The sequence below is a fragment of the Sphingomonas alpina genome, assembly GCF_014490665.1.
GTDB classification, from domain to species: domain Bacteria; phylum Pseudomonadota; class Alphaproteobacteria; order Sphingomonadales; family Sphingomonadaceae; genus Sphingomonas; species Sphingomonas alpina.
In genome coordinates this window covers 1,290,460-1,310,938 of sequence record NZ_CP061038.1, presented here as the reverse complement: position 1 = coordinate 1,310,938, position 20,479 = coordinate 1,290,460, and the positions used below count along the sequence as shown (strand labels likewise).

Here is a 20,479-nt window from a genome sequence, read left to right as displayed (position 1 = left end):
GCCGGATCCAGGCAGCGATCCAGGATGCGAATGACGGAGGAACCGCAGCGCGCGGAGGACTGCTCATGGCACTGTCACCCGACACAGGCACGCCGATGGCGCAGCTTGGACAAGCACTCGACCTCGGCGCGCCGGCATTGTCGGGCCTGATCGATCGGACTTCCCGCGTCGGCCTGATCGAGCGCTGCCCGGATCCGGCCGACGGACGGGCATGGATCATCACCCTGACCCCCAAAGGGGTGACCGCGCGAACGGACGCGATCCGCGGCGCACGCGCGATGAATGACCGGCTTTGCGATGGCTTTGACGACCAGGAGCTCGCGATCGTCGCGCGCTGGCTGGAGGCCGTGCGCGAGAAATTTCCCAAGGAGAACGGCAAATGACCGACCATATCCAGATCCAGAAATCGAACGGGGTGCTGACCCTCGTCATGAACCGCCCGGACAAGAAGAACGCACTGACCGATGCGATGTACGAGGCGCTGGCCGACGCGATCGAAGCGTCGAACGACGATGGCGACGTCCAGGTAATCCTGATCCGGAGTGAAGGCGACCTGTTCACCTCGGGAAACGATATCGGCGAGTTTGCGGTGGTTGCCGCCGGCGGTGAAGGCCCGCGCAACGTGGCGCGCTTCATCCGGGCCATCGCCACCGCCACCAAACCGCTGATCGCCGCCGTGCAAGGCCGCGCCGTCGGCGTCGGGGCGACAATGCTGCTGCACTGCGACCATGTCGTACTGGCCGAAGACGCGCAGCTCACCACCCCGTTTGTCAGCCTGGCGCTGGTGCCGGAGGCGGCGTCGAGCCTGTTGCTGACCCGGCGCATCGGGCATGTCCGGGCTTTTTCGATGTTCGCGCTTGGTGAAGCGGTCAACGCTCACGACGCCGTTGCCTGGGGCCTGGCGAACAGCGTCGTACCGCTCGGGGCGTTGCTGGAGACCGCCCGGGCGGTGGCCGAGCGATTGACGAAACAGCCGCTTGGCGCACTGGTCGCGACCAAGGGACTGATGCGCGACAACGACGCGATCACTGCGCATATGGACGTGGAGAGCAGGTTGTTCCTGGAGCGCCTTTCGACGGCGGAAGCGCGAGAAGCGTTCACGGCCTTTGCGCAACGCCGTGCGCCAGACTTCACCGGATTGGCATAGCCGCAAATAATTTCGCGACACCTGTCGAATCCGCTCCCCCCTCGCCCGTCTCCACGGTACGATCGCATTCACGCGAGCGGGAGACGAACGATGCAATATATGCTGCTGATCTATGAGGACGAGAGCGGGTATGGCGACACGCCCGAGATGATGGCGATCATCGACAAGCATATGGCGCTGGTTGGCGAGCTTGGTGACAGGCAGGTCGACGGCGCCGGCCTTCAGCCCGTGACCACCGCAACGACCGTACGCACCACCGGCGGCAAGCAGGTGATCCATGACGGGCCCTTTGCCGAAACCCGCGAGCAGCTGGGCGGCTATTATGTGATCGAGGCGCCCGATCTCGACGCCGCGCTGGAGATCGCGAAAAAGTCCCGCTACGGCTCGACGGCGCAATCGAGGTTCGCCCGTTGATCGTACATTGATCGACATGCTGGACCGGGCCGCACGCGCATATAAAGGGCGGATCATCGCCGCGCTCGCAGCCCGGTTCCGCGACCTCGATATCGCGGAAGAGGCATTTGCCGAAGCTTGCACCCGCGCCGTCACAGCCTGGCCGACGGAGGCGCCGCGCAATCCGGCGGCATGGCTGTACCGCGTCGCCGACCGCGTTGCGCTCGACATGCTGCGGCGGCACGCGATCCGCGCCGGTGCGGCTCTGCCTCCGCCCGAACCCGACCCCACGGCGGAGGAATTGCTGATGGCCGATTCCACGCTCATTCCTGACGAGCGGCTGCGGCTGATCTTTATCTGCTGTCACCCGGCAATCCATCCCGAGGCGCGCGCGGCGCTTACCTTGAAGCTCGTTTGCGGACTGACGACGCTCGAGATCGCCCAGGCATTCCTGGCCAGCGAAACAACGGTGGCGCAGCGCTTGGTACGCGCCAAACGCAAGATCGCCGATGCAGGAATAAGCTTCGAAATGCCTGGACCCCAAGCATGGCCGGAGCGTATCGATGCGGTGCTGAGCACGATCGAAATCGCTTATGCCAGGGCCCATGCCGATGCGGCGGGCGGTGGGCGACACTCCGATTATGCTGCGGAAATGCTGCAGGTCACCGCAACGCTTGCCGACCTGATTCCGCACGATGCCGACGTGCTCGCGTTGGCGGCAATGATACGCTTCGCCGAAGCGCGACGACCGGCGCGCATCGACGCGGATGGTTTGATGGTGCCCCTCGACCAACAGGATCCAGCGCTCTGGAATGCGGCACTGATCACCGAGGCGCGACCCTATCTGGCCAGCGCCCTGAGGTTCGGCGCTGCGCGACCGCGCGTGCTGTCGGCGCTGGTCCACGCCGAATGGTGTGCCCGCAATTCGCTAGAGGACGCAGCGCCCTGGCCTGCGGTCTTGGTCATCTACGACGCATTGGTTGCAGTGCGCGACGATCCGGTCACGCGCCTCAACCGCGCGGTTGCACTGGCGCAGGTTAGGGGCGCGGCCACGGCGCTCGATGAGATCGATGCGCTCACCCTGCCTGGCCTGATCTGCTTCCTGCCTTATCATGCGGTGCGCGCCGACTTGCTCGCCCGACTCGGCCAACGCGACGCGGCACGCATCGCCTATGATGCCGCGCTCAACCTGGAACCGGAGCCGGCCGAGCGGCGCTGGCTGGAGCGGAAGCGCGATTGCTGCTGAACCGCCGGGCAATGGCTTTTGTGTCAAATATCCTATAACTACTTGATATAAAATGATATTATACAATTCCTCGCCGAGATCCGGGCAGGAGATATGTTACATATCTGGTGTAACATATCTCCCGGCGTTCGCCCCCGCCGACGGGACTGCTGGCAGCGATTCAATCGTGCCGCAGGATCGGGAAGACCGCCCTCGCCGGACTTAACACCGGCGCGCTCTTTCTTATTGTCGAACGGGAGGCGGTGATTGCAACAGCTCAGGCCGCATTGCAGAATATCACCCCTTCATCTGCCGCTTCACCGACGCCATCGTCGCCTTCCCATAAGGCGGCTTGAGACCGGCCAGTTTGGCCACGTCGAGCCTAGCTTGCTTGTACACGCTCTTCGCGTGACTGAAGGTCTTGAAGCCGTCATGCCCGTGATAGGCGCCCATGCCCGACGGACCGATCCCACCGAACGGCAATTCCTCCATCGAGATATGGAAGATCACGTCGTCGAGCGTGACGCCGCCGGCGATGGTGCGGTCGAGCACGCGACGGCGCTCGCCAGCGTCACTGCCGAAATAATACAGGCCAAGCGGCCGGTCGCGCTGGTTGACCTGTCCGATCGCGTCATCGATCCCGTCATAGCGGCGGATCGGCAGCACGGGGCCGAATATTTCTTCCTGCATCACCGCCATGTCGTCGGTGACGTTGGTGACGATGTGCAGCGGCATTTTCCGTGCATTCGATGCACCGAAATCCTCGTTTGCCGGATTGACGGCCTCGACCGTCGCCCCCTTGGCGCGCGCATCGTCGAGCAGGTCGCCAAGGCGCTGAAAATGCCGGTCGTTGATGATCGCGGTGTAATCGGGATTGGCGAGCAGGCTCGGATACATCGACGATGCCGCCGCTTTCAGGCCGGCGACCACTGCCGCTTCCTGGTCGGCCTCGACCAGCATATAGTCGGGCGCGAGGCAGATTTGTCCCGCGTTGAGCATCTTGCCCAGGGCAACGCGTTCGGTCGCCTGTTTCAGGTCGGCCGATTTGCCGACGATCACCGGCGACTTGCCGCCCAGTTCGAGCGTCACAGGCACGAGATTGTCAGCCGCCGCATGCAGGATATGCTTGCCGATCGCGGTCGCGCCGGTGAAGATCAGATGGTCGAAAGGCAGCTCGGCAAACGCCTTGCCGACATCCGGCCCGCCCGACACGAAGGCCAGTTCCTCGGGTGTGAAATACTGGCCGACAACCTCTTCGAACAATGCGGCGACGCGCGGCGTGAACTCGCTCGTCTTGACCATCGCGCGATTGCCCGCCGCCAATACCCCGGCAAGCGGCGACATTACCAGATTCACCGGAAAATTCCATGGCGCGATGATCCCGATCACACCCTTGGGCTGATATTCGATCCACGCCTTCGCGCCGAGCAGGCCGAGCGGGAATTGCACCGGGCGCCGTTCCGGTTTCGCCCATTTGTCGAGTGACTTGATCGCGTGATTGATCGGCGCGACCGAGCTGGCGATATCGGTCAGCATCGATTGCTCGCGGCTGCGATGCCCGAAATCCTCGCTCAGCGCATCGCAGAAGCGTTCAGCATTGTCGCCGATCATTGCCGCGGCGCGTTTCAGCCGATCCTTGCGGGTGGCAGCCGAGACGGGAAGCTGCTCCATGAACGCTGCGCGCTGGCCAGCCAGGATCGCCTTCAAATCGGACATCATTCTCTCCCCGGGGACCCTGTCCCCTGCCCGCCGCCATTGGCGCAACGGGCTATTTATCAGTCTTTAAACGCAACCGATCAAGCCCATCACGGGTAATATGATGCTGTCCTTTCCCGACCGCTCAATCCGTAGCGTCGCTTCGGGCACCGTCGCCCCGTCCTTCAGGTCGCCGCGGGTCGCGATGGTCATGTCGAGCACCGCCTTCACACCGCTGCCCTCATACTCCGTGACGCTGGAAAAGCCGAAGCCGCCCGCGCCCTGCTGCGCCGTACGCGGCACGTCGATCTGCTGTCCGTCGATCGAGAGGCGTACCGAAGCTGGCTCCGCACTGGCCATCGCGACCATGGCGCGGGTCTGGCCGACGCTCCACAGAAAAGCAGCGCATCCGGTCGCGGGCAGCACCTGCTGCGGAAGGCCACCGATCGGCAGTCCGTCGACCGATACGGGCGGTGGCGGCGGGGGTGCCTGTTTGGGCTGCTTGTCGGCGGTACCGGCGACGAGCAGCGCCAGGAGAGCGATCACGATCATGCCTGATAACCTAGCAGGAACAGCCATGCCGGGTAAGCCGCGATCGCGAGCAGCGCACCGAACGGCATGCGATCATCGAGCCTTCCGCCTCGCCCCATGAGCCAAGTGGTCAGGGCGATGGCGAGACCGGTCAGGCTGGCGAGCAACAGCACCGCCGGCAGCATCTGCCATCCGAGCCACAGACCGATCGCACCAAGCAGTTTTGGATCGCCCCCGCCCAACCCTTCGCGGCCACGCAAGCGCTTATAAACCGTGCCGATCAGCCAGAGCGCGCCGAACCCGGCAGCGCCCCCGATAAATCGGTCGATGATCGGCGGATCGACGCCCAGCAGGCTGGAGGCGAGGCCAGCGAGGGCCAGCGTGATCGTCAACCGGTCCGGCAGCCAGAATTCCGTGATATCGAGCGCAGCCAGCGCAAGCAGCAGCCATCCGAATACCGCGCCAGCCATTCCGACCGGACCCGTCACGGCGAATCCGGCGATCACGCCGATCGCAAGCGCGGCCAGCTCGATTTGCCAGTGACGCGGATCAATCGGCGCGGCGCAGTGCCGGCATCCGCCGCGCGCCAGCGCCGCGCTGAGCAGCGGGATCAGATCACGCGGACCGAGCACCGCGTCGCACTGGTCGCAATGCGACCGCCCGGCCATCACCGACCGTCCCTGCGGCCAGCGGATCACCAATGTCGCGATAAAACTGCCGATCACCGCACCGAGGACCCCGAGCGCAAGCGGCCAGAGCCAGAGCTCAGCCATCGGCCTTCTTGCGGATCAGATAGCGATAGACGCCGAAGATGTTGATCGCGAACAGGGCGATGTTCTGGCTCCCCAGCGCCCAGTCATTGGTCAGCGCGGCGCCCGCCATCCATGCGATGCTGGAAGCGACGAACAGGACGAAACCCCAGCCGGTCACGCGGCGACCGGAATCAAGTGATACCATCAGTGCCGCGACGACGCCGCTGCCCGAAGCGAACCATTTGAGCGCGGTGGTGAGCGTGTCTTCCATGATGAAGGCGATAGGCTGCCTCATCTCCTTCGTCACCCTGAACTTGGTCCGGGCGTGACGGGACGCATGACAACCAGCACACCCAAACATCCGCCACGCATTTGTAAACCGCCGTCACCGCGACTAGATCGCCCGCAACCCCTCCCTCTTCCGGAGTCTCGCTCATGTCCGCCGATCCGATCGTCATCCTGTCCTATGCCCGCACCCCGATGGGCAGTTTCCAGGGCGCGCTGTCCGGTGCGAGCGCGACGGAGCTCGGCGCGGCGGCAGTCGGCGGTGCGGTCGAGCGCGCCGGCCTGTCGGGCGAAGCGATCGAGCGGATCTATATGGGCTGCGTCCTGCCCGCTGGTCTCGGCCAGGCTCCCGCGCGCCAGGCAGCGCTCAAGGCCGGCCTGCCCAATCATATCGAAGCGACCACGGTCAACAAGATGTGCGGCAGCGGCATGATGGCGACGATGCTCGCCGCCGACGCGCTTGCCGCCGGTTCCGCCGATCTGATCGTGGCGGGCGGCATGGAGAGCATGACCAATGCGCCCTATCTCTCGCTGCGCCACCGCGGCGGCGCGCGCATCGGTCATGACCGGCTGATGGACCATATGTATCTCGACGGCCTTGAGGATGCATATGAACCCGGCAAGCTGATGGGCAATTTCGCCGAGGATACCGCGGCCGAGTATCAATTCACCCGCGCGCAGCAGGACGACTTCGCCATCGCGTCGCTCGAGCGCGCACAAAAGGCGCAGCGCTCCGGCGGCTTCGATCGCGAGATCGTCCCGGTCGAAGTCGCCGGCCGCAAGGGCAGCGTGACCGTCACGCTCGACGAGCAGCCGGAAAAGGGCGATCCGTCCAAAATCCCGACACTACGCCCCGCTTTCTCGAAAGACGGCACGATCACCGCCGCCAACGCCTCGTCTATCTCCGACGGCGCGGCCGCGCTGGTGCTGACCCGCGCCAGCGTCGCGGAGCGGCTTGGTCTCGACCCGATCGCGCGGATCGTCAGCCAGGCGGCGCATGCGCACGCCCCGTCGCTCTTCACCACCGCCCCGGTCTTCGCGATGCGCAAGGCGCTGGAGAAAGCTGGCTGGTCGGCGGGCGATGTCGATCTGTTCGAGGTCAACGAAGCGTTCGCCGTGGTGGCAATGATCGCGATGCGCGACCTCGACCTGCCGCACGACAAGCTCAACATCAATGGCGGTGCCTGTGCGCTCGGCCATCCGATCGGCGCAAGCGGTGCGCGCATCCTCGCCACCTTGCTTTCGGCGTTGCAGGCGTCCGGCCAGAAGCGCGGCCTGGCGTCATTGTGCATCGGTGGCGGCGAAGCGACGGCGCTGGCGGTGGAGTTGATGAACTAGGCAGCAATTCCGCCCCGGCGTATTGACTCGCTGCCGGACTAGCTTCGGCTAAGTCGAACCGCGCCATATGCGTTCACCGGTCTTCGCCAGCAGAGCGGGAAGAATGATCGCGACGGCCATCACGAGCCAATGCGGCGCACCGACATGGTCCGCCGCCGGCAAGCTGATCACGATCGCGGTATATCCGATCACGGCCCAGGCCAATATCGCGAGCAATGCCCTTCTTTTACTCATGGCTCCATCCTATTGGATGCACAGAATGTACCGGCTGATCTAGCACGTCTCGCCGACCTGTTCACCCGCAAGGACGATCATCGCGATCTATACGTCCGGATCGAGCGCCAGCGTGTAATATCGGCTGAAGCTCGCATCCGTATAGTCGGCGAACGGCCCACATTCGACAAAGCCTGCGCGCGCGTACAGCGCCCGGGCCGGCGCGAACGGTGCGTTGTTGCCCGTCTCCAGGCTCAGCCGTCGATAGCCTCGCGCCAATCCTTCGGCGATCAGATGATCGAGCATCGCCGCAGCCACGCCGCGTCGCAGCTGCGCCGGTGCGGTACGCATCGATTTCAGTTCACCATGCTCGGCATCGAGCCGCTTGAGCGCGCCCATGCCGAGCAGCGCCCCTCCTCCCACGCGGTCCACAACGTCACGGCGGGATCCCTCAGGCCGCTGAGGTCGAGCGCGAAGACGCTACCAGGCGGAGAGTTCTCGAACGCCGCCTTGAGATGCAGTTCGACCAGCGCAATCACATCGGGGTGAGTCAGGTCATCCGTAACGACGCGCATCGCCATATCAGTTCAGCGATTCGCCGGGCTCGACGCCCCAGAGCCGGTTCGCCTCGACATAGCCGCCGCGCCCGCGCACGTCGAAATAGCACCAGCCCCGCGCGCATTTGCTCAGCCGGCCAACCACGCCGGGCGCCGCCCGCCATATGATCTTGCCCCCGAAGCGCGGAGAATCGCGCAATTCGGCAACCGTGCCCATGATCAGGCCGGTCCGATTCTCGCTGATCAGCGTGCCCATCATCCAGCCCTGCGTACCAGACGGATCCTCGATCTTGAGCCAGGCGCCGCGTTCGTACATGTCGATCACCTTCACCGGCAGGTCGGCGCGCTGATAGAGCCAGCTCGCCGGATAAGTCCGCGCAGGGCCCGTACGCATGCGCGCCTTGCCCGCCGAGATCGATGCGAAATAAGGCGGCTTTTTCTGTATCAGCCCGGCCAATGCCGGCGCCAGGCCAGATACTGCCAACCCGATCGCTGCTAAAGCGAGGATGATTCTCGCACTGTTACGCATAACTCTTCCCTGTCCCCGGCTTCACGAATCATTTACCCCGTTCGCAAGAGGCGGTTCAACCACCGTTGACGTAGGCCAAGGGCTTCGCCAAGCCGGATTCATGCCCGAAATGAGACGCCCGTCCGCCAAAGTGTCAAAACCCCGGGTGGTCGTGACCCGCGAACTCTCCGACACGATCATGGATCGGATGGAGCAATTGTTCGACACGGTGAACAATCGCAGCGACGCGCCGATGACTCGCGAGCAGCTCGCCGCGGCGATGGCCGATTGCGATGTCCTGGTCCCGACCGTGACCGATGAAATCGATGCCGAGCTGATCGCCGGTGCGGGCGAGCGGCTGAAGCTGATCGCCAATTTCGGCGCCGGCGTGAATCATATCGACCTGAAGGCGGCGCGCGCGCGCGACATCATCGTCACCAACACGCCGGGCGTGCTGACCGAGGATACCGCCGACATGACCATGGCGCTGATCCTGTCGGTGCCGCGCCGGCTGGCCGAGGGCGAGAAGCTCGTCCGCTCGGGCCAGTGGAAAGGCTGGAGCCCGGGCGGGATGCTCGGTCACCGCATCGGCGGCAAGGCCCTGGGCATTATCGGCATGGGCCGGATCGGCCAGGCGGTCGCCGCCCGCGCCCGTGCCTTCGGCTTGTCGATCCATTACCATAATCGCCACCGCCTGCCCGCCGTGCTCGAAGCGCAGCTGGCCGCGACCTGGCACGAATCGCTCGACACCATGCTCGGCAGCATCGACATCCTGACCATCCACACTCCGCGCAACCCGGCGAGCGAGAATCTGATCGACGCGCGCCGCATGGGCCTGATGCGGTCGCACGTCTATCTCATCAACGCCGCACGTGGCGGAATTGTCGATGAAGCCGCGCTGGTCGACGCGCTTGAAGCTGGCCGCCTCGCCGGCGCCGGGCTCGACGTCTGGGCGCATGAGCCGGAGATCGACCCGCGCCTGCTCGCTTTGCCCAATGTCGTGATGCTGCCGCATATGGGCTCCGCCACTTATGAGGGTCGGCTTGCGACCGGCGAGAAGGTCATCGCCAATATCCGCATGTGGGCCGACGGACACCGCCCGCCCGATCAAGTGCTGGAAGGCTGGGCCTGATCTTCGAGATCGACAAGCGAGTTTTCCTGATGAGCAGGACATCTCGTCCCGTGTGACGCCCCTGTGCGGGGATCCGCGCCGGTGTTGAGTCGCAAGCCGCGCTAGCGAATGCCCAGTGGCAGGCACATCGCCGGGCGCATCGCGGCCCATTCGGGGCGTATCCCCGCACCGGGATCGGGCACGAACACGCGGACCCGGTTCCGGCCATGCCCCTTGGCGAGATACAGCGCCGAATCCGCTTCGGCGAAGCGCAGCGCCGGATCATGGACCGCCATATCGTCGATCAGCGTGGCGCCGGCCGATGCGCTCATCGCCACCGGCTCGCCGTGACACAATATCGGCCGGCGCAGCCCCGCCAGGACCTGTTCCAGCCGATGGCCGAGTTCGTCGCGCTTATGGATGCCGCGCAGCAGCACGGCGAACTCGTCGCCGCCGATCCGTGCGACCATCTCCGCATCGGCGAACAACTGCTTCAGCCGCGCCGCGACCTGGCGCAGGCAATCGTCGCCGGCGGAATGGCCCAGCCGGTCGTTGATCAGCTTGAAGTCGTCGAGATCGATCAGCACCAGCGCCGACACGCCGCGTGCGCGCAGCAGCGCATCGGGCAAGTCGTAGAAGTTGGTCTGGAACATGCCGCGATTGGCAAGACCGGTCAGCGGGTCGCGCTCGGCAAGGCGGCGGAGACGCTCGGTTCGTGCGCGGTCCTCGGTAATGTCCTGCTTGGCGCCGTAGAGCCGCCGCGCCCGGCCGCGTTCCTGTTCGACACCGGTGGTCAGGCGCATCCAGCGCTCCACGCCCGCGACAGTCTGGATCCGCGCGTCAAGCGCGAAGCCACGTCCAGTCGCGATCGCCTCGGCTCGCAATGCCTCCATCTCGCGCCGCGACTCCTCATGATAGAGCTCGACGGTTGCCGCGCGGTCGGGGGCGATCAGCGGCGACAGGCCGAACAGCTGATAGACGCCCTCGGTCCAGGTCAACGCCGACGTATCGAGGTCGCACTCCCATGCCCCGAGCGTGACCAGCGAGGTGGCGCGATCATAAAGACGGTTGAGCCGGGCAATCGATGGCATGGCCAGTGCCATACCTCCCGTCGATCGAACCGAATCATGCCTCATCAACCCATTCCCTGCCGGCCCGCGACGAGCGGGTTCGGCAACGATCTAAGGGGCAAGGGTTAAGGACGAATTAGAGCGCAAGACTGCGCATTTGCCGTGCTGGCACGTCCGCAAGCCCCGTGGCTGAACCGAACCGGAAGCCACCCCTGCCCGCGCCGATCCTGGCCGCCAATGTTTTGGCACCATCGATGCCAAATAACGGTCAATCCGCGCGATCGACGATGCTCAATCGCCGGTCAGAATCCGGTCGACCAGTTGCTTCACCGTCGGCACGAAGCCGTTCGAATAGAAGGGATCCTTCTTGAAATTATAGGCGCCATGCCCGGCGAACATCAGATTCTGTTCGATCGGTCCGCCATGCGCGATGTCCTGCAGCGTCTTCTGGATGCAGAAGGAGCGCGGATCGGCGAGGCGACCGGTCGAGTTGGTCTCGGTATCCGACCATGACGAGAACGCGCACTGGCTGAGGCAGCCCATGCAATCGGCCTGGTCCTTGCGGATCACGCCTTTTTCCTCCGGCGACACGAACACCAGCGTGTTGTCCGGGGTCTTCAGCGCGTCGGTAAAGCCTTCACCGAACCATTGCCGTGCGCGCAGCAGATCGTTGCGCGTGACCCAGAAATTCCGGCCCTTCACCCCGACATCGAGCTGGAAAGTGTGATCGCCCGCCTCCTGCGTCGAAAAGGCGATCTGGCGCTCCGAGCGCGCCTCGAGGCTGCGCAGGAACGGGTTCCTGACCGCGCTGGAATAGAAGCCGGTCGGCGAGAAGCGGTGCAGCAGCACTTCACCTTCCTCGATATCCATCAGCTTGGCTTTCCAGCCATCCGGGATCGGGCTTTCCTGAGTCAGCAAGGGCCGTGTGCCGAACTGAAAGGCGATGCTGCCCAGTTCGGGATTGTCGATCCAGTTGGACCAGTCGCGCAGGAACCACACGCCGCCGGCCATCACGATCGGCACGGAATCGGAAATGCCCCCTTCGCGCATCACGTCGCGCAATTCTTTCACGCGCGGGTACGGATCCTGCGGCTTGAGCGGATCCTCGGCATTGGACAGGCCATTATGGCCGCCAGCGAGCCAGGGATCTTCATAGACCACCGCCGCGAGCCATTCCGATGCCTTGGAATAAGCCCGTTTCCACAGCGCGCGAAAGGCGCGGCCCGAACTGATGATCGGCAGATAGCTGACCTCGTACGAAGCGGCGATCTCGCTCAGCTTGTAGGGCATGCCCGCGCCGCAGGTGACGCCCGCGACCATGCCGCGGGTGCGTTCGAGCACGCCGTGCAGAATGCGCTGCGCCCCGCCCATTTCCCACAAGACGTTGATATTGATCGCACCCTTGCCGCCGGCAATGTCGTATGCGCGCTTGACCTGCTGCACCGCGCCCTCGATCGCGAAGTCGATCAGTTCCTCATGGCGTTCCCGCCGGGTCAGTGCGGTGTAGATCTGCGGAATGATCTTGCCGTCCGGGTCATAGCTGTCGGCATTGACCGCCGAGACCGTGCCGATGCCGCCCGCCGCGGCCCATGCGCCGGCCGAAGCATGGTTGGTCGCGGCCACGCCCTTGCCACCCTCCACGATCGGCCAGACCTCCTGGCCGTTATAGATGATGGGCTTCAGACCTTTGAACACGACGACCTCCACGTTAACATACGCGCGATATACGGATTGGATGCCCGTTAGCGAGCAAATTGCGACTCAGGAAAACGCTCCCGGGCGGCCCATTGCGGCCTCATAAAGGCCGGCATAGCGTGCGATCATCACGCTTTCGTCATATTCCGCGACGGCCTTCTTACGGTTTTCGGCGCCCAGCGCCGCCCGGAGTTTGGGGTCTCGCGCCAGTGTCTCGATCGAATCGCGCAACCGCACCTCACTGGTGTAGTCAACGATATAGGGCATGTTCGGATCCGACACCATGCTGCGGATATCGCCAACGCCCGGCGCGGCGATTGGCAGGCCCGCCGCCATCCCCTCGATCACCGCGATCGGGAATTGTTCGCTGCGGGATGACAAGGCGAGGATGTCGAACAGCCCGATATAGCGATGCGGCTCGGGCAGGAAGCCCGGCATCACCAGCCGGTCGGACAGTCCCATCAGCTCCGCGGCATCCAGGATCGCCTCGCGTTCGGGCCCCTCGCCGACGATGACCAGCCGGATGCGCGATGAACAGCCACCGACCGCGCGCACCAGAGCGGGCAGATCCTTGACCGCGCGCAGCCCCGCCAGCGTGCCGACCACCACTTCGCCCGGCTTGCGCTTCAGCCCCGGGATCGCATTGGCGACGGGCTTGCCGCCATAGGTGCCGGTCGAAATGCCGTTGACGATGCGGTGCACGCGCCCGACCGGCTGTTTCCAGATGTCCATCGCGATGCGGTGCAGCGTTTCCGACGGCACCACCATGGCGTGCGCAGCGGGCAGCGCGATGCGGCGATAGAGATTGCGCTCTACCTTCAGGCCCTTGGCTTCGTCCGAATTGAACCCGTCTTCATGATGGACCAGCGGCGGCAGGCCCTTGGAGAAGACGCGCCGCGCCATCACCCCGTCGATCGCGCCCCAATTATAGGTCAGCACCAGGTCGAAGCGCCGCATATAGCGCGCGATCGCCTCGAACCGCGCGACCGACGGCCGCCCGGTCAACGGCGGCGGATCCTGCGCGATCTCATATTTGACGCCCCTGGCGATCGCATCGCGCGCGCCGAGCTGATCGGGCATGCCCGAGACGATGGTGTGCCGTGCGCGGTCGCCCCAGACATTCATCAACCGGACCGCACGCGCCTCCTTGCCGCCCAGGTTGAAGGTCGAATGGAGGTGCAGGATGTTGACCGGTTGCGGCATGCGCCGCGAACTAGCGCGGAAATCCGTCCGCGTCATGTGCTTCTCCCCTGTCGCTTCCGTTACGGCGGCGGAGCGTAGGGCGGTGATTGGCGCGGCCGCCTTCGATTGCCATTGCCGCGCGAGCCGGAGGTGCCCCGCCCCTGTTATCCCCTGTTTTCGACGAGTAGTTTTTCGGCCCCTGTTATGTTGGAATTCCCGTCCGGAATTTACGTTCAAGATCAACACCTTGAAACCAACCGCCCCTGTTATCGAAATACGCGGAACAGGGGCGATAACAGGGGCGGCCATCGCCCCTGCTGCATCAAAACAGGGGGCGGCTCGATTCAACCTTCGGCAAAAAGCTGATTGAGGGGCGACAGGATTAGCCATGACCGAGGGCGGTGACATGATTGGACGGAATGTAGAATCGGATCAAAACGAAACAACGGGCGATGCAGCGCCGGAAAAACCGGCCAGGCCCATGCCGCCACTCGGCCAGCGCTTCGTCAAGGGGCAGTCGGGCAATCCGTCGGGCCGGCCCCGCGTCCGCGGCGCGACCGGTCGTCCGGGCGATCGCCTGCCCGGATCGGACGAACCGACGCGCAGGGTCATTCTGGAAGAGGCGTATCGCACTGTCCGGGTGAAGGACGGCGATGACGAGATCGAAATGCCGGCGCACCGCGCGGTGATCCGCGCGCTGACCGAGGCGGCGATCAACGGCAGCCGGCTGGCACAGCGGCAATGGACCTCGATCGTCCTCGCGGCCGAAGCCGTGCAGAAACAGCAGCAGGTCGCCCTGTTCGAGACGCTCGAGCGCGACGGGGTCGGCGCGCGCTATTCCAGCGCGAAGCGGGAATATGTGGCGATCGGGTCATTCGACGACGAGATTATTTCCGGGCTGACCGGCGGCGAGTCGATCGTGCGGCCGGTGACCAGCGAGGACGAAGCATGAGCCGCGCGCTGCGCACTGCCGACAGCCAGTTGCTGTCCGAACTGGCGCGCATCCATACCGAAGCCGCGCTCGACGCCATCGCGATGATCGCCACCGACAGCAAAGGAAGCGAGACGGTCCGCATGGCGGCGGCGGTAATGCTGCTCAATCGCGGCTGGGGCCGGATCGGGGCGGGTTACGACGGCGATGACGGCCCGGAGATCGATCTGGCCGAAGAACTCAGCGCCGCCCGGGACCGGGCGATAGAACTTAACGACCAAAGGCGCGCGGCGGCGATGGAGGCGCGGCAAGGGTGCGGGTGCACGGCGTGTTTGGGGGAGCTTGTTAATGGGGTGGATTGGGAGTGATGTGGGGTGAACGGGGATTGCTGGTCTGGTCGCATGGCCTTTTCGACTGCTTTGCGTCCGATGTCGGCCACCCAGCCGCCTCGAAGGTAATCCCGAAAGCCGTTATTCGTTCACGTAGGGAGCGTTCGACATTGGTGGAAACCGGCCCGTCTGCTTTTGGGCGCTCAGGCGGGGTAAGAGGACGTTCGTTCAAGACCCGCTAGTCGACAACTATGCGCCCCAGTTGCGGTCGGTTAGCGCGTCCGTCGACCGCCTGTAAGCTGCCGTTCATCGGGTTCCCGAAGCGTCCGTAGACGCGAAGCGCCAGCACCGTGAACGCGCCCCCGAGGAAGATCAGCGGCGCGTCAAGGTAGAAATTGGACTCGTGAGGGAATTGGCGCGACACGTGCCGACCGCGCCCGGCCCCACGCCGGGCGGGCCGAAAGAGCGGTTGGAACGTGTCCGCCAGCCAACGCGATCGTCTTCCCGCGAACAGGGGGAAAGCTGGCGTCGGCGAGATTACGGATTCGATCGCTAGGCGACGGGCAAAATGCCTTTTTCTCTCATGACATCGATATAGGTTTTTGACGTGGTGTAATATTCGTCGGATTCCTTGAGGTGATTTTCTTCAAGGTCTTTCAAAAGCATCGGTTTGAAAGCATCGGCAGCACCGACATAGGCGCAGACCAACCCTTCTAGAAACTGCATCCGCTCGCGGCGGCGCTCCATTAATTCGCCCCGATTGAGCTTGATAATTACTTCCGTCGCCTTGGCGCGCAGACTGTCTGGCCGGGCGGCAACCACTTCACGCATGAACAGAAAATGGTCATGCGGATCATCGACATATGGATCGATGAGATTGTCCTGCGACAGCGCCGGGTCATTGCTGTAGTGATCGCCCTTGTTCTCGTTGCAGACATCGCAAGCAAGCGTCAGGTTAGGCCAGTCATAGGCTTTCGCGGGAACCTTTGACTTCGGCACGATATGCTCGATGTCCCCATGTGTGATATGACGGACTTTGCTCTCGCAATACGCGCATTTTCCATGCGTCTCTTCAATGATCGCAGCTTTGATGTCCTTATGCCGATATCGCCCCTTTATTGCTTCGGACGGCTTATCGCCTCGCCCGAGGATAGCCAGCAAGTCGGCGCGCCATTGAGCCCCGTTCTGCGCAAGAATGGCCGGTGCTGGTCCCTTCGCCAAGGCCCTCATTGAGGCCTCGTCAGGCTGGCAAGCACCGTCGGATAGCTGGCGGCCAAGCCCTCTCGTTCCAATTGTGCGTATATGGCGGCGACGGTGTCCTTGTTCATCGGCCAACCCTGATAATCCGCCACGATCTGCTCGACCCTATCTTCTGCCCAATCCGGGATTGTGGTCGTGATGCCGAGAACGTCTCTCAGGATTTCGCTTGCGGTTCCGGCCTTATTCACGGTGTCCAACTGCTCGGCGTAGACGCGCGATCCCATCATGCCCTTGATGCTTTGATCATCGCCATCGCTTGCGACATCAGTGTCCTCGTAGCGAAGCACATACACGAAGGAATCCCGCATCGCCGAGATGATGAAGGGACTGTGCGTGACTACGATGATCTGGGTGTTTGGAAAAGCCTTCATTATGTTAGGAAGAAACGATTTTTGCATGGAAGGATGCAGATGGTTTTCCGGCTCATCGAATGTGACAACGAATCCCGACTTGCCTTGCGAGTAGAAATAGATTTGCCAAGCAACCTCAATAAGCTTGATGACGCCTCCTGATGCTGCATCAATTAGAAAATCACCTGATTTTGTGGAAAGTAGAACTTCTGGTGATCGGATCACCAGCCGCTCGAAACCGAGAGACGGTGGTAGAATCTCGCGTAGCTTTTGCTCAAAACCACTGAAAAGCCTGATCAGCTCGGGATTAGGCTCCATGGTGTTGTTGCCATGGCCAAATATGCTCATTTGGATCAAAGACAATTTTATGTGATGCAGACTCCCTTGGTTAATTTGCCCGTTGGAATAGTAATTCATGTATTCCGAATTGAGCCCATTCCCAATGTCGGTGCTTGAGGGCGAGGCCGTGGAAATGGTCGAAACATGACGATAAATGTTCGGCGGGCGATGAGAGTCAATGTGCACGCCATCCACATGCTGCTGGCCGTGGATCGATATTGAATAGTTCAACCCCTGAGATGGCGGAAGAAATATTGAGGCTTGCTGGCCTGACGCATATTCAATCTCGCCTATCCGTGTGCCTTGGCCGGCGTCATATTGGCCGGAGAAAAAAAGGTTTCGCTTAATAACTTTAAATATGCCGAATGTGAAAGACACGATCCCGGATTTTGTTTGAGGGGTCGCCAGAAAATCTCGGTTATATCCGAAGTGGCGTGTTAAAAAGCTTAGGATAGTGCTTTTTCCGGCACCGTTTGCGCCCGTTATAATCGTCAAGCGAGGATGTACTTCTATGTCGATGGCATGAAATTGTCGCCATCCTTGAATTTTCAGCCTTTTGAAGCCTTGCCTATCCATGACTCTACCCTCTCTTCGGAAAGGTTAGGAGATTTAGCGGCGTCGAGCCAGCCCAAGACTTTGTATGCGGCATATCGTTGAATTAGGACTTCGCCCTTGGCGCGCTGCAAGCGACCTTCCGCCCGGCTTCATCGCTGCGCTTGCAGCCAGTTCCCCGCGAAGACGCCTTCCGCTTGCACACCCACTCTTCGCCAGAGCGGCAAGGGTTCGGTGACAGTCCACTTAATTGGCCAAGCCGAAGCTCGCTGGCGCAGTTAAGTGGACTGTCACCGGAATACCCGAGCTGAATCCGGATGGCGACACCGCGAAATGGGCGCGCACGCGCCTCGATGCCAAGGTGGGACCGGCGCTGACGCTTGCGATGACTCCGTCTTGAACGCGTTCGCGACGGGCCAAACCGGCTCGGGCCCGAGCGGACCAATTAAGGATTTAGGTCGTTATCGGCCAACGCCCAGGATGTAGAGATTGAGATTGGTGGCGGCCCACAATGCGAAGAGAACGCACCCACTCCACACCAGCATCAGCGCGAATATGCCGCCGACCAACGGGGGCTCGGCGTCCTTCCAGCGATAATTCGCAAGCCGTAGCCGTTCGCGATCGTTGCCGCCGAATTCCTTCTTATACTCCGCGACAAGCTCTTCGTACGACAGCAGAACCAACCGTTCTCGCTTGCGCCGGAACTGCCCGAAAATTCCTTTCGCAGCTGTTGTCGCCTGGCTGATGCGGGATACTTCACCGCTCGGAATCTCGATGTCGTCGGCCACCATGAAGCTCCGCACGAGTTGGCGCATCAGCAACGCGCGCACAAGTCGCCGGCCAAAGAGCAGCATGATGGCAAAGTAGATGAGGACGAAGGCTGCGCCTGACAGAGCTTGGTCGTAGGTCTTGTCGATCCCCTGCGCGATGATCAGGCTCGCGGCGATGGCGAACAGACCGTCCACGACCTGCGGAAAGTACATCGCTCCCATTGAGTTCGGCGGATATGCTCGCTTGAGCCGCTCGCCGAGGCCGAACAGCAGCACGATCCAGAGAATCCTCAGAATTCCCGGGACGTAGCGGTAGCTGATCGTGAAGCCGCCATAGATGAGCAGCGTGACCACATATGCGTAGAAGAAGCCCGCGATTCCTGCCTGCATGTGCATCGGCTTGTGGTCGTGCATCGGCAAAGCGACGGCCAGCGCCGTTATCGCGAGCGTCGTGGCCCAGAGCGCTACCAAGCCCGCCAGCAGCGGCAAGTCGCTCAACAGTGTCGCGACGGGCACATACCCCGTCTTGAGGGCGGCGAGGATGTCCGGGCTGAGATAGGCGAAGAACAGTATCTTGTTTGCCGGAATCTGGTGCTGCGCAGACGCGAGATAGATCAGAACCGGGGATATCAACGCCCAGACCAGTGCCGTCAGCATAATGCCAAGTGCGAGTGAGGGTTTTACGCCTGCAAGTAGCTTTTCGAGCTTGTCCGACAGGGAGAATTCGACCCCGCCCATCTCCTCCTTGGTCAGCGTGGTGACCTCGCGCCCGAGCCTTGCCACACCCGCCTCGCCTACTAGGCTGAATGCGAACCCCTCTTCTACCGCATCATACGGCACGGACACATGGACGCGTTGGAGGCCGTCCAGGACGACGATCTCGAAATGATCATCGAGCGGGACGAGGTTCCAGTAGTTGCAGTCGATGATGAGATCGAGATGGGGGCCGCTCAGCGTCGAAAGCGGCTTGGGATCGAATGTGCAGCGATCGGCCGCGCCCCGGAGCTGGATCGCAAGTTCATCGCCCGGACCCATCGCCGCCTTTTCGGCAAGTGCGCTTCGGATCGCCTCGGCTTCGAGCGGAATGTCGGCCGAGGAAAACGGCGCGTCCTTCTCGGTCTCGTTGAGATCGGCACGCTCGAAGAAGTCGCTCAGCGCGTCATAAGGAATGGTCAGCTCTTCCTGGACGCCGTGGAAAGCGAGCGTGACCTTGAAGCAGTCCTCGGCATCCTCGATGTCCCAGAACTGATGTTGCACGACGAAGACCGCGACCGGGTGGGGCGTGGCGCGAAGCGGCTCCGGGATTCGGACACCTGAGCTGTCCTTCCGCACCGCAATGATCAGAGCCTTGCTACCGCCCGGACCTTGCGCTCGCTTCTTTGCCAGCATGCGCCGTAAGATCTTGACAGATGGCGGCCCGATTCTGCTGGAGCGTCGGGCCTTGCGGCGCGGTTTCGGGCTCGGGGCGGCTACCACCTGCGCGCTACTCGAGCGCCGCGCACATGAATTCCATGGCAAGAAATTACCTTCATCCCCGTTCCCCCGGAGCCTAAAAGGGCAAGCGAATGGTAGGCCTTGGGCTGCAAAGGTCAAGGTTGTGGCGATGTATCCGCCTCTATTGCCGGGTGGAGCCTTAGTCCGGACTGGTTCTACTTTAGTATTCAAGCCAGCGCTCGCTCGATTGATCATGAGTGAATTCACCTTTTCATGGTGGATATCGACTGCGCTCGTCGGAAATCTCGCGTCCTGACCTTGATGCCCTCGGCTGACTCGCCCGGGATGATCGCCGAGCCGAGCCGAGCCGAGCCGAGCCGAGCCGAGCCGGAGATCGGGATCATACATCGCCTTGATCCTGCCGAGCCTAGCGGCTTGATCGCGCGACGATTGCGGTCGAATTGGGTCCTCGGGCGCGATCGGAATCGTATCGACGACGCAGCCCAAATGTCTGTTTTATTGGCTCTTGATCGGGAAGCGGACAAGCAGCTTCCGGCCCAGTTCCGGCCGCGGCCAGGTACCGGAATGAGCGGCAGATTTCGGGAAGTGCGAAGGCGGCGCTGAATGTCCGCTTGTGGGTCCTTGCTGAAGCGGCTGAAGATCTTCGGCACAGGCTGATTACCGGGAGGTAGCACGAGGACCAGCAACTTCGGCCGCCACGGCCGTCTTTATCCTCGAGTGCATTGGGCGACGCTTGATCCACGGTCTTCCGTATCTTGTTCGCGAAACGACTTCGAGGCGTGGCCGCGCTC

The 20,479-nt window shown here is 62.8% G+C and carries 22 protein-coding genes; 8 read left to right on the top strand and 14 right to left on the bottom strand.

The features are described from left to right. The first annotated feature begins 65 nt into the window (after nt 1–65). From H3Z74_RS06080 to H3Z74_RS06065, 4 genes are all read left to right on the top strand, one after another. On the top strand, nt 66–383 hold the full coding sequence (locus H3Z74_RS06080) for a MarR family winged helix-turn-helix transcriptional regulator (protein ID WP_229726922.1): 318 nt from the start codon (nt 66–68) through the stop codon (nt 381–383). Next, nucleotides 380–1,147, top strand: a complete 768-nt coding sequence (locus tag H3Z74_RS06075) for an enoyl-CoA hydratase (protein WP_187763045.1) — start codon at nt 380–382, stop codon at nt 1,145–1,147. Before H3Z74_RS06080 ends, H3Z74_RS06075 begins: the two co-directional genes overlap by 4 nt. 90 nt (nt 1,148–1,237) lie before the next feature. Further along, nucleotides 1,238–1,561, top strand: a complete 324-nt coding sequence (locus H3Z74_RS06070) for a YciI family protein (RefSeq protein WP_229726921.1) — start codon at nt 1,238–1,240, stop codon at nt 1,559–1,561. Between the two features lie 16 nt (nt 1,562–1,577). Further along, nucleotides 1,578–2,786: an RNA polymerase sigma factor gene (locus H3Z74_RS06065; protein ID WP_229727058.1), complete on the top strand. Its 1,209-nt coding sequence runs from the start codon at nt 1,578–1,580 to the stop codon at nt 2,784–2,786. 276 nt (nt 2,787–3,062) lie between these two features. Here H3Z74_RS06065 and H3Z74_RS06060 read toward each other — a convergent pair whose 3' ends face one another. The 4 genes from H3Z74_RS06060 to H3Z74_RS06045 form a co-directional block, all read right to left on the bottom strand. Then, complete coding sequence (locus H3Z74_RS06060; protein ID WP_187763044.1) at nt 3,063–4,481, bottom strand: coniferyl aldehyde dehydrogenase; 1,419 nt, start codon at nt 4,479–4,481, stop codon at nt 3,063–3,065. Between the two features lie 66 nt (nt 4,482–4,547). Further along, nucleotides 4,548–5,012, bottom strand: a complete 465-nt coding sequence (locus H3Z74_RS06055) for a hypothetical protein (protein WP_187763043.1) — start codon at nt 5,010–5,012, stop codon at nt 4,548–4,550. Further along, the gene (locus H3Z74_RS06050) at nt 5,009–5,764 is read right to left on the bottom strand and encodes a prepilin peptidase (RefSeq protein ID WP_187763042.1); all 756 of its coding nucleotides are present in this window, start codon (nt 5,762–5,764) and stop codon (nt 5,009–5,011) included. Before H3Z74_RS06050 ends, H3Z74_RS06055 begins: the two co-directional genes overlap by 4 nt. Further along, nucleotides 5,757–6,014, bottom strand: a complete 258-nt coding sequence (locus tag H3Z74_RS06045) for a hypothetical protein (protein ID WP_187764192.1) — start codon at nt 6,012–6,014, stop codon at nt 5,757–5,759. The genes H3Z74_RS06050 and H3Z74_RS06045 overlap by 8 nt, the downstream gene beginning before the upstream one ends. 164 nt (nt 6,015–6,178) lie before the next feature. Between H3Z74_RS06045 and H3Z74_RS06040 the strand changes: the two genes are divergently transcribed. Next, nucleotides 6,179–7,366, top strand: a complete 1,188-nt coding sequence (locus H3Z74_RS06040; protein WP_187763041.1) for an acetyl-CoA C-acyltransferase — start codon at nt 6,179–6,181, stop codon at nt 7,364–7,366. Between the two features lie 48 nt (nt 7,367–7,414). On the opposite strand, the gene H3Z74_RS06035 is transcribed toward H3Z74_RS06040, so the two are convergent. The 4 genes from H3Z74_RS06035 to H3Z74_RS06025 form a co-directional block, all read right to left on the bottom strand. Next, nucleotides 7,415–7,600: a hypothetical protein gene (locus H3Z74_RS06035; protein ID WP_187763040.1), complete on the bottom strand. Its 186-nt coding sequence runs from the start codon at nt 7,598–7,600 to the stop codon at nt 7,415–7,417. An 87-nt stretch (nt 7,601–7,687) separates the two neighbouring features. Continuing rightward, a complete protein-coding gene (locus H3Z74_RS24730; protein ID WP_326838803.1) occupies nt 7,688–7,978 on the bottom strand; it encodes a GNAT family N-acetyltransferase in 291 nt (96 codons plus the stop codon). Further along, complete coding sequence (locus tag H3Z74_RS24725) at nt 7,936–8,154, bottom strand: hypothetical protein (RefSeq protein WP_326838802.1); 219 nt, start codon at nt 8,152–8,154, stop codon at nt 7,936–7,938. Before H3Z74_RS24725 ends, H3Z74_RS24730 begins: the two co-directional genes overlap by 43 nt. A 7-nt stretch (nt 8,155–8,161) precedes the next feature. Continuing rightward, entirely contained in the window at nt 8,162–8,665 is a 504-nt protein-coding gene (locus tag H3Z74_RS06025; protein ID WP_187763039.1) for an SH3 domain-containing protein, read from the bottom strand. Between the two features lie 100 nt (nt 8,666–8,765). On the opposite strand from H3Z74_RS06025, the gene H3Z74_RS06020 reads away from it, so the two are divergent. Beyond that, entirely contained in the window at nt 8,766–9,776 is a 1,011-nt protein-coding gene (locus H3Z74_RS06020; protein ID WP_229726920.1) for a 2-hydroxyacid dehydrogenase, read from the top strand. A gap of 101 nt (nt 9,777–9,877) precedes the next feature. On the opposite strand, the gene H3Z74_RS06015 is transcribed toward H3Z74_RS06020, so the two are convergent. The 3 genes from H3Z74_RS06015 to H3Z74_RS06005 form a co-directional block, all read right to left on the bottom strand. Further along, complete coding sequence (locus H3Z74_RS06015) at nt 9,878–10,858, bottom strand: diguanylate cyclase domain-containing protein (RefSeq protein ID WP_187763038.1); 981 nt, start codon at nt 10,856–10,858, stop codon at nt 9,878–9,880. A gap of 258 nt (nt 10,859–11,116) precedes the next feature. Then, the gene (locus H3Z74_RS06010; protein WP_187763037.1) at nt 11,117–12,520 is read right to left on the bottom strand and encodes an NAD(P)H-dependent flavin oxidoreductase; all 1,404 of its coding nucleotides are present in this window, start codon (nt 12,518–12,520) and stop codon (nt 11,117–11,119) included. A 66-nt stretch (nt 12,521–12,586) separates the two neighbouring features. After that, nucleotides 12,587–13,723, bottom strand: a complete 1,137-nt coding sequence (locus H3Z74_RS06005) for a glycosyltransferase family 4 protein (protein WP_187763036.1) — start codon at nt 13,721–13,723, stop codon at nt 12,587–12,589. Nucleotides 13,724–14,183: 460 nt separating this feature from the next. Here H3Z74_RS06005 and H3Z74_RS06000 point away from each other — a divergent pair, with 460 nt between their 5' ends. Together H3Z74_RS06000 and H3Z74_RS05995 are read left to right on the top strand one after the other, a co-directional pair. Next, nucleotides 14,184–14,654: a DUF5681 domain-containing protein gene (locus H3Z74_RS06000; protein WP_187763035.1), complete on the top strand. Its 471-nt coding sequence runs from the start codon at nt 14,184–14,186 to the stop codon at nt 14,652–14,654. After that, complete coding sequence (locus H3Z74_RS05995; RefSeq protein ID WP_187763034.1) at nt 14,651–15,001, top strand: hypothetical protein; 351 nt, start codon at nt 14,651–14,653, stop codon at nt 14,999–15,001. Before H3Z74_RS06000 ends, H3Z74_RS05995 begins: the two co-directional genes overlap by 4 nt. A gap of 513 nt (nt 15,002–15,514) precedes the next feature. On the opposite strand, the gene H3Z74_RS05990 is transcribed toward H3Z74_RS05995, so the two are convergent. From H3Z74_RS05990 to H3Z74_RS05980, 3 genes are all read right to left on the bottom strand, one after another. Then, entirely contained in the window at nt 15,515–16,183 is a 669-nt protein-coding gene (locus H3Z74_RS05990) for a retron system putative HNH endonuclease (RefSeq protein ID WP_187763033.1), read from the bottom strand. Between the two features lie 5 nt (nt 16,184–16,188). Beyond that, nucleotides 16,189–17,487, bottom strand: coding sequence for an AAA family ATPase (locus H3Z74_RS05985; RefSeq protein WP_187763032.1), 1,299 nt, complete (start codon nt 17,485–17,487; stop codon nt 16,189–16,191). 437 nt (nt 17,488–17,924) lie between these two features. Next, nucleotides 17,925–19,622, bottom strand: coding sequence for a ClpXP protease specificity-enhancing factor SspB (locus tag H3Z74_RS05980; RefSeq protein WP_187763031.1), 1,698 nt, complete (start codon nt 19,620–19,622; stop codon nt 17,925–17,927). Nucleotides 19,623–20,479 lie beyond the last annotated feature (857 nt).

Excerpts from the sequence above, each read along its gene's own strand:
- H3Z74_RS06040 (WP_187763041.1), top strand. The coding sequence starts at position 6,179 with ATGTCCGCCGATCCGATCGTCATCCTGTCCTATGCCCGCACCCCGATG.
- H3Z74_RS05995 (WP_187763034.1), top strand. The coding sequence starts at position 14,651 with ATGAGCCGCGCGCTGCGCACTGCCGACAGCCAGTTGCTGTCCGAACTG.
- H3Z74_RS06045 (WP_187764192.1), bottom strand. The coding sequence starts at position 6,014 with ATGGAAGACACGCTCACCACCGCGCTCAAATGGTTCGCTTCGGGCAGC.
- H3Z74_RS06065 (WP_229727058.1), top strand. The coding sequence starts at position 1,578 with ATGCTGGACCGGGCCGCACGCGCATATAAAGGGCGGATCATCGCCGCG.
- H3Z74_RS06060 (WP_187763044.1), bottom strand. The coding sequence starts at position 4,481 with ATGTCCGATTTGAAGGCGATCCTGGCTGGCCAGCGCGCAGCGTTCATG.
- H3Z74_RS06015 (WP_187763038.1), bottom strand. The coding sequence starts at position 10,858 with ATGGCACTGGCCATGCCATCGATTGCCCGGCTCAACCGTCTTTATGAT.
- H3Z74_RS06035 (WP_187763040.1), bottom strand. The coding sequence starts at position 7,600 with ATGAGTAAAAGAAGGGCATTGCTCGCGATATTGGCCTGGGCCGTGATC.
- H3Z74_RS06000 (WP_187763035.1), top strand. The coding sequence starts at position 14,184 with ATGCCGCCACTCGGCCAGCGCTTCGTCAAGGGGCAGTCGGGCAATCCG.
- H3Z74_RS24730 (WP_326838803.1), bottom strand. The coding sequence starts at position 7,978 with ATGGGCGCGCTCAAGCGGCTCGATGCCGAGCATGGTGAACTGAAATCG.
- H3Z74_RS05980 (WP_187763031.1), bottom strand. The coding sequence starts at position 19,622 with ATGCTGGCAAAGAAGCGAGCGCAAGGTCCGGGCGGTAGCAAGGCTCTG.
- H3Z74_RS06080 (WP_229726922.1), top strand. The coding sequence starts at position 66 with ATGGCACTGTCACCCGACACAGGCACGCCGATGGCGCAGCTTGGACAA.
- H3Z74_RS06050 (WP_187763042.1), bottom strand. The coding sequence starts at position 5,764 with ATGGCTGAGCTCTGGCTCTGGCCGCTTGCGCTCGGGGTCCTCGGTGCG.
- H3Z74_RS06075 (WP_187763045.1), top strand. The coding sequence starts at position 380 with ATGACCGACCATATCCAGATCCAGAAATCGAACGGGGTGCTGACCCTC.
- H3Z74_RS06070 (WP_229726921.1), top strand. The coding sequence starts at position 1,238 with ATGCAATATATGCTGCTGATCTATGAGGACGAGAGCGGGTATGGCGAC.
- H3Z74_RS06020 (WP_229726920.1), top strand. The coding sequence starts at position 8,766 with ATGCCCGAAATGAGACGCCCGTCCGCCAAAGTGTCAAAACCCCGGGTG.
- H3Z74_RS06025 (WP_187763039.1), bottom strand. The coding sequence starts at position 8,665 with ATGCGTAACAGTGCGAGAATCATCCTCGCTTTAGCAGCGATCGGGTTG.
- H3Z74_RS24725 (WP_326838802.1), bottom strand. The coding sequence starts at position 8,154 with ATGCGCGTCGTTACGGATGACCTGACTCACCCCGATGTGATTGCGCTG.
- H3Z74_RS06055 (WP_187763043.1), bottom strand. The coding sequence starts at position 5,012 with ATGATCGTGATCGCTCTCCTGGCGCTGCTCGTCGCCGGTACCGCCGAC.
- H3Z74_RS06005 (WP_187763036.1), bottom strand. The coding sequence starts at position 13,723 with ATGCCGCAACCGGTCAACATCCTGCACCTCCATTCGACCTTCAACCTG.
- H3Z74_RS05985 (WP_187763032.1), bottom strand. The coding sequence starts at position 17,487 with ATGGATAGGCAAGGCTTCAAAAGGCTGAAAATTCAAGGATGGCGACAA.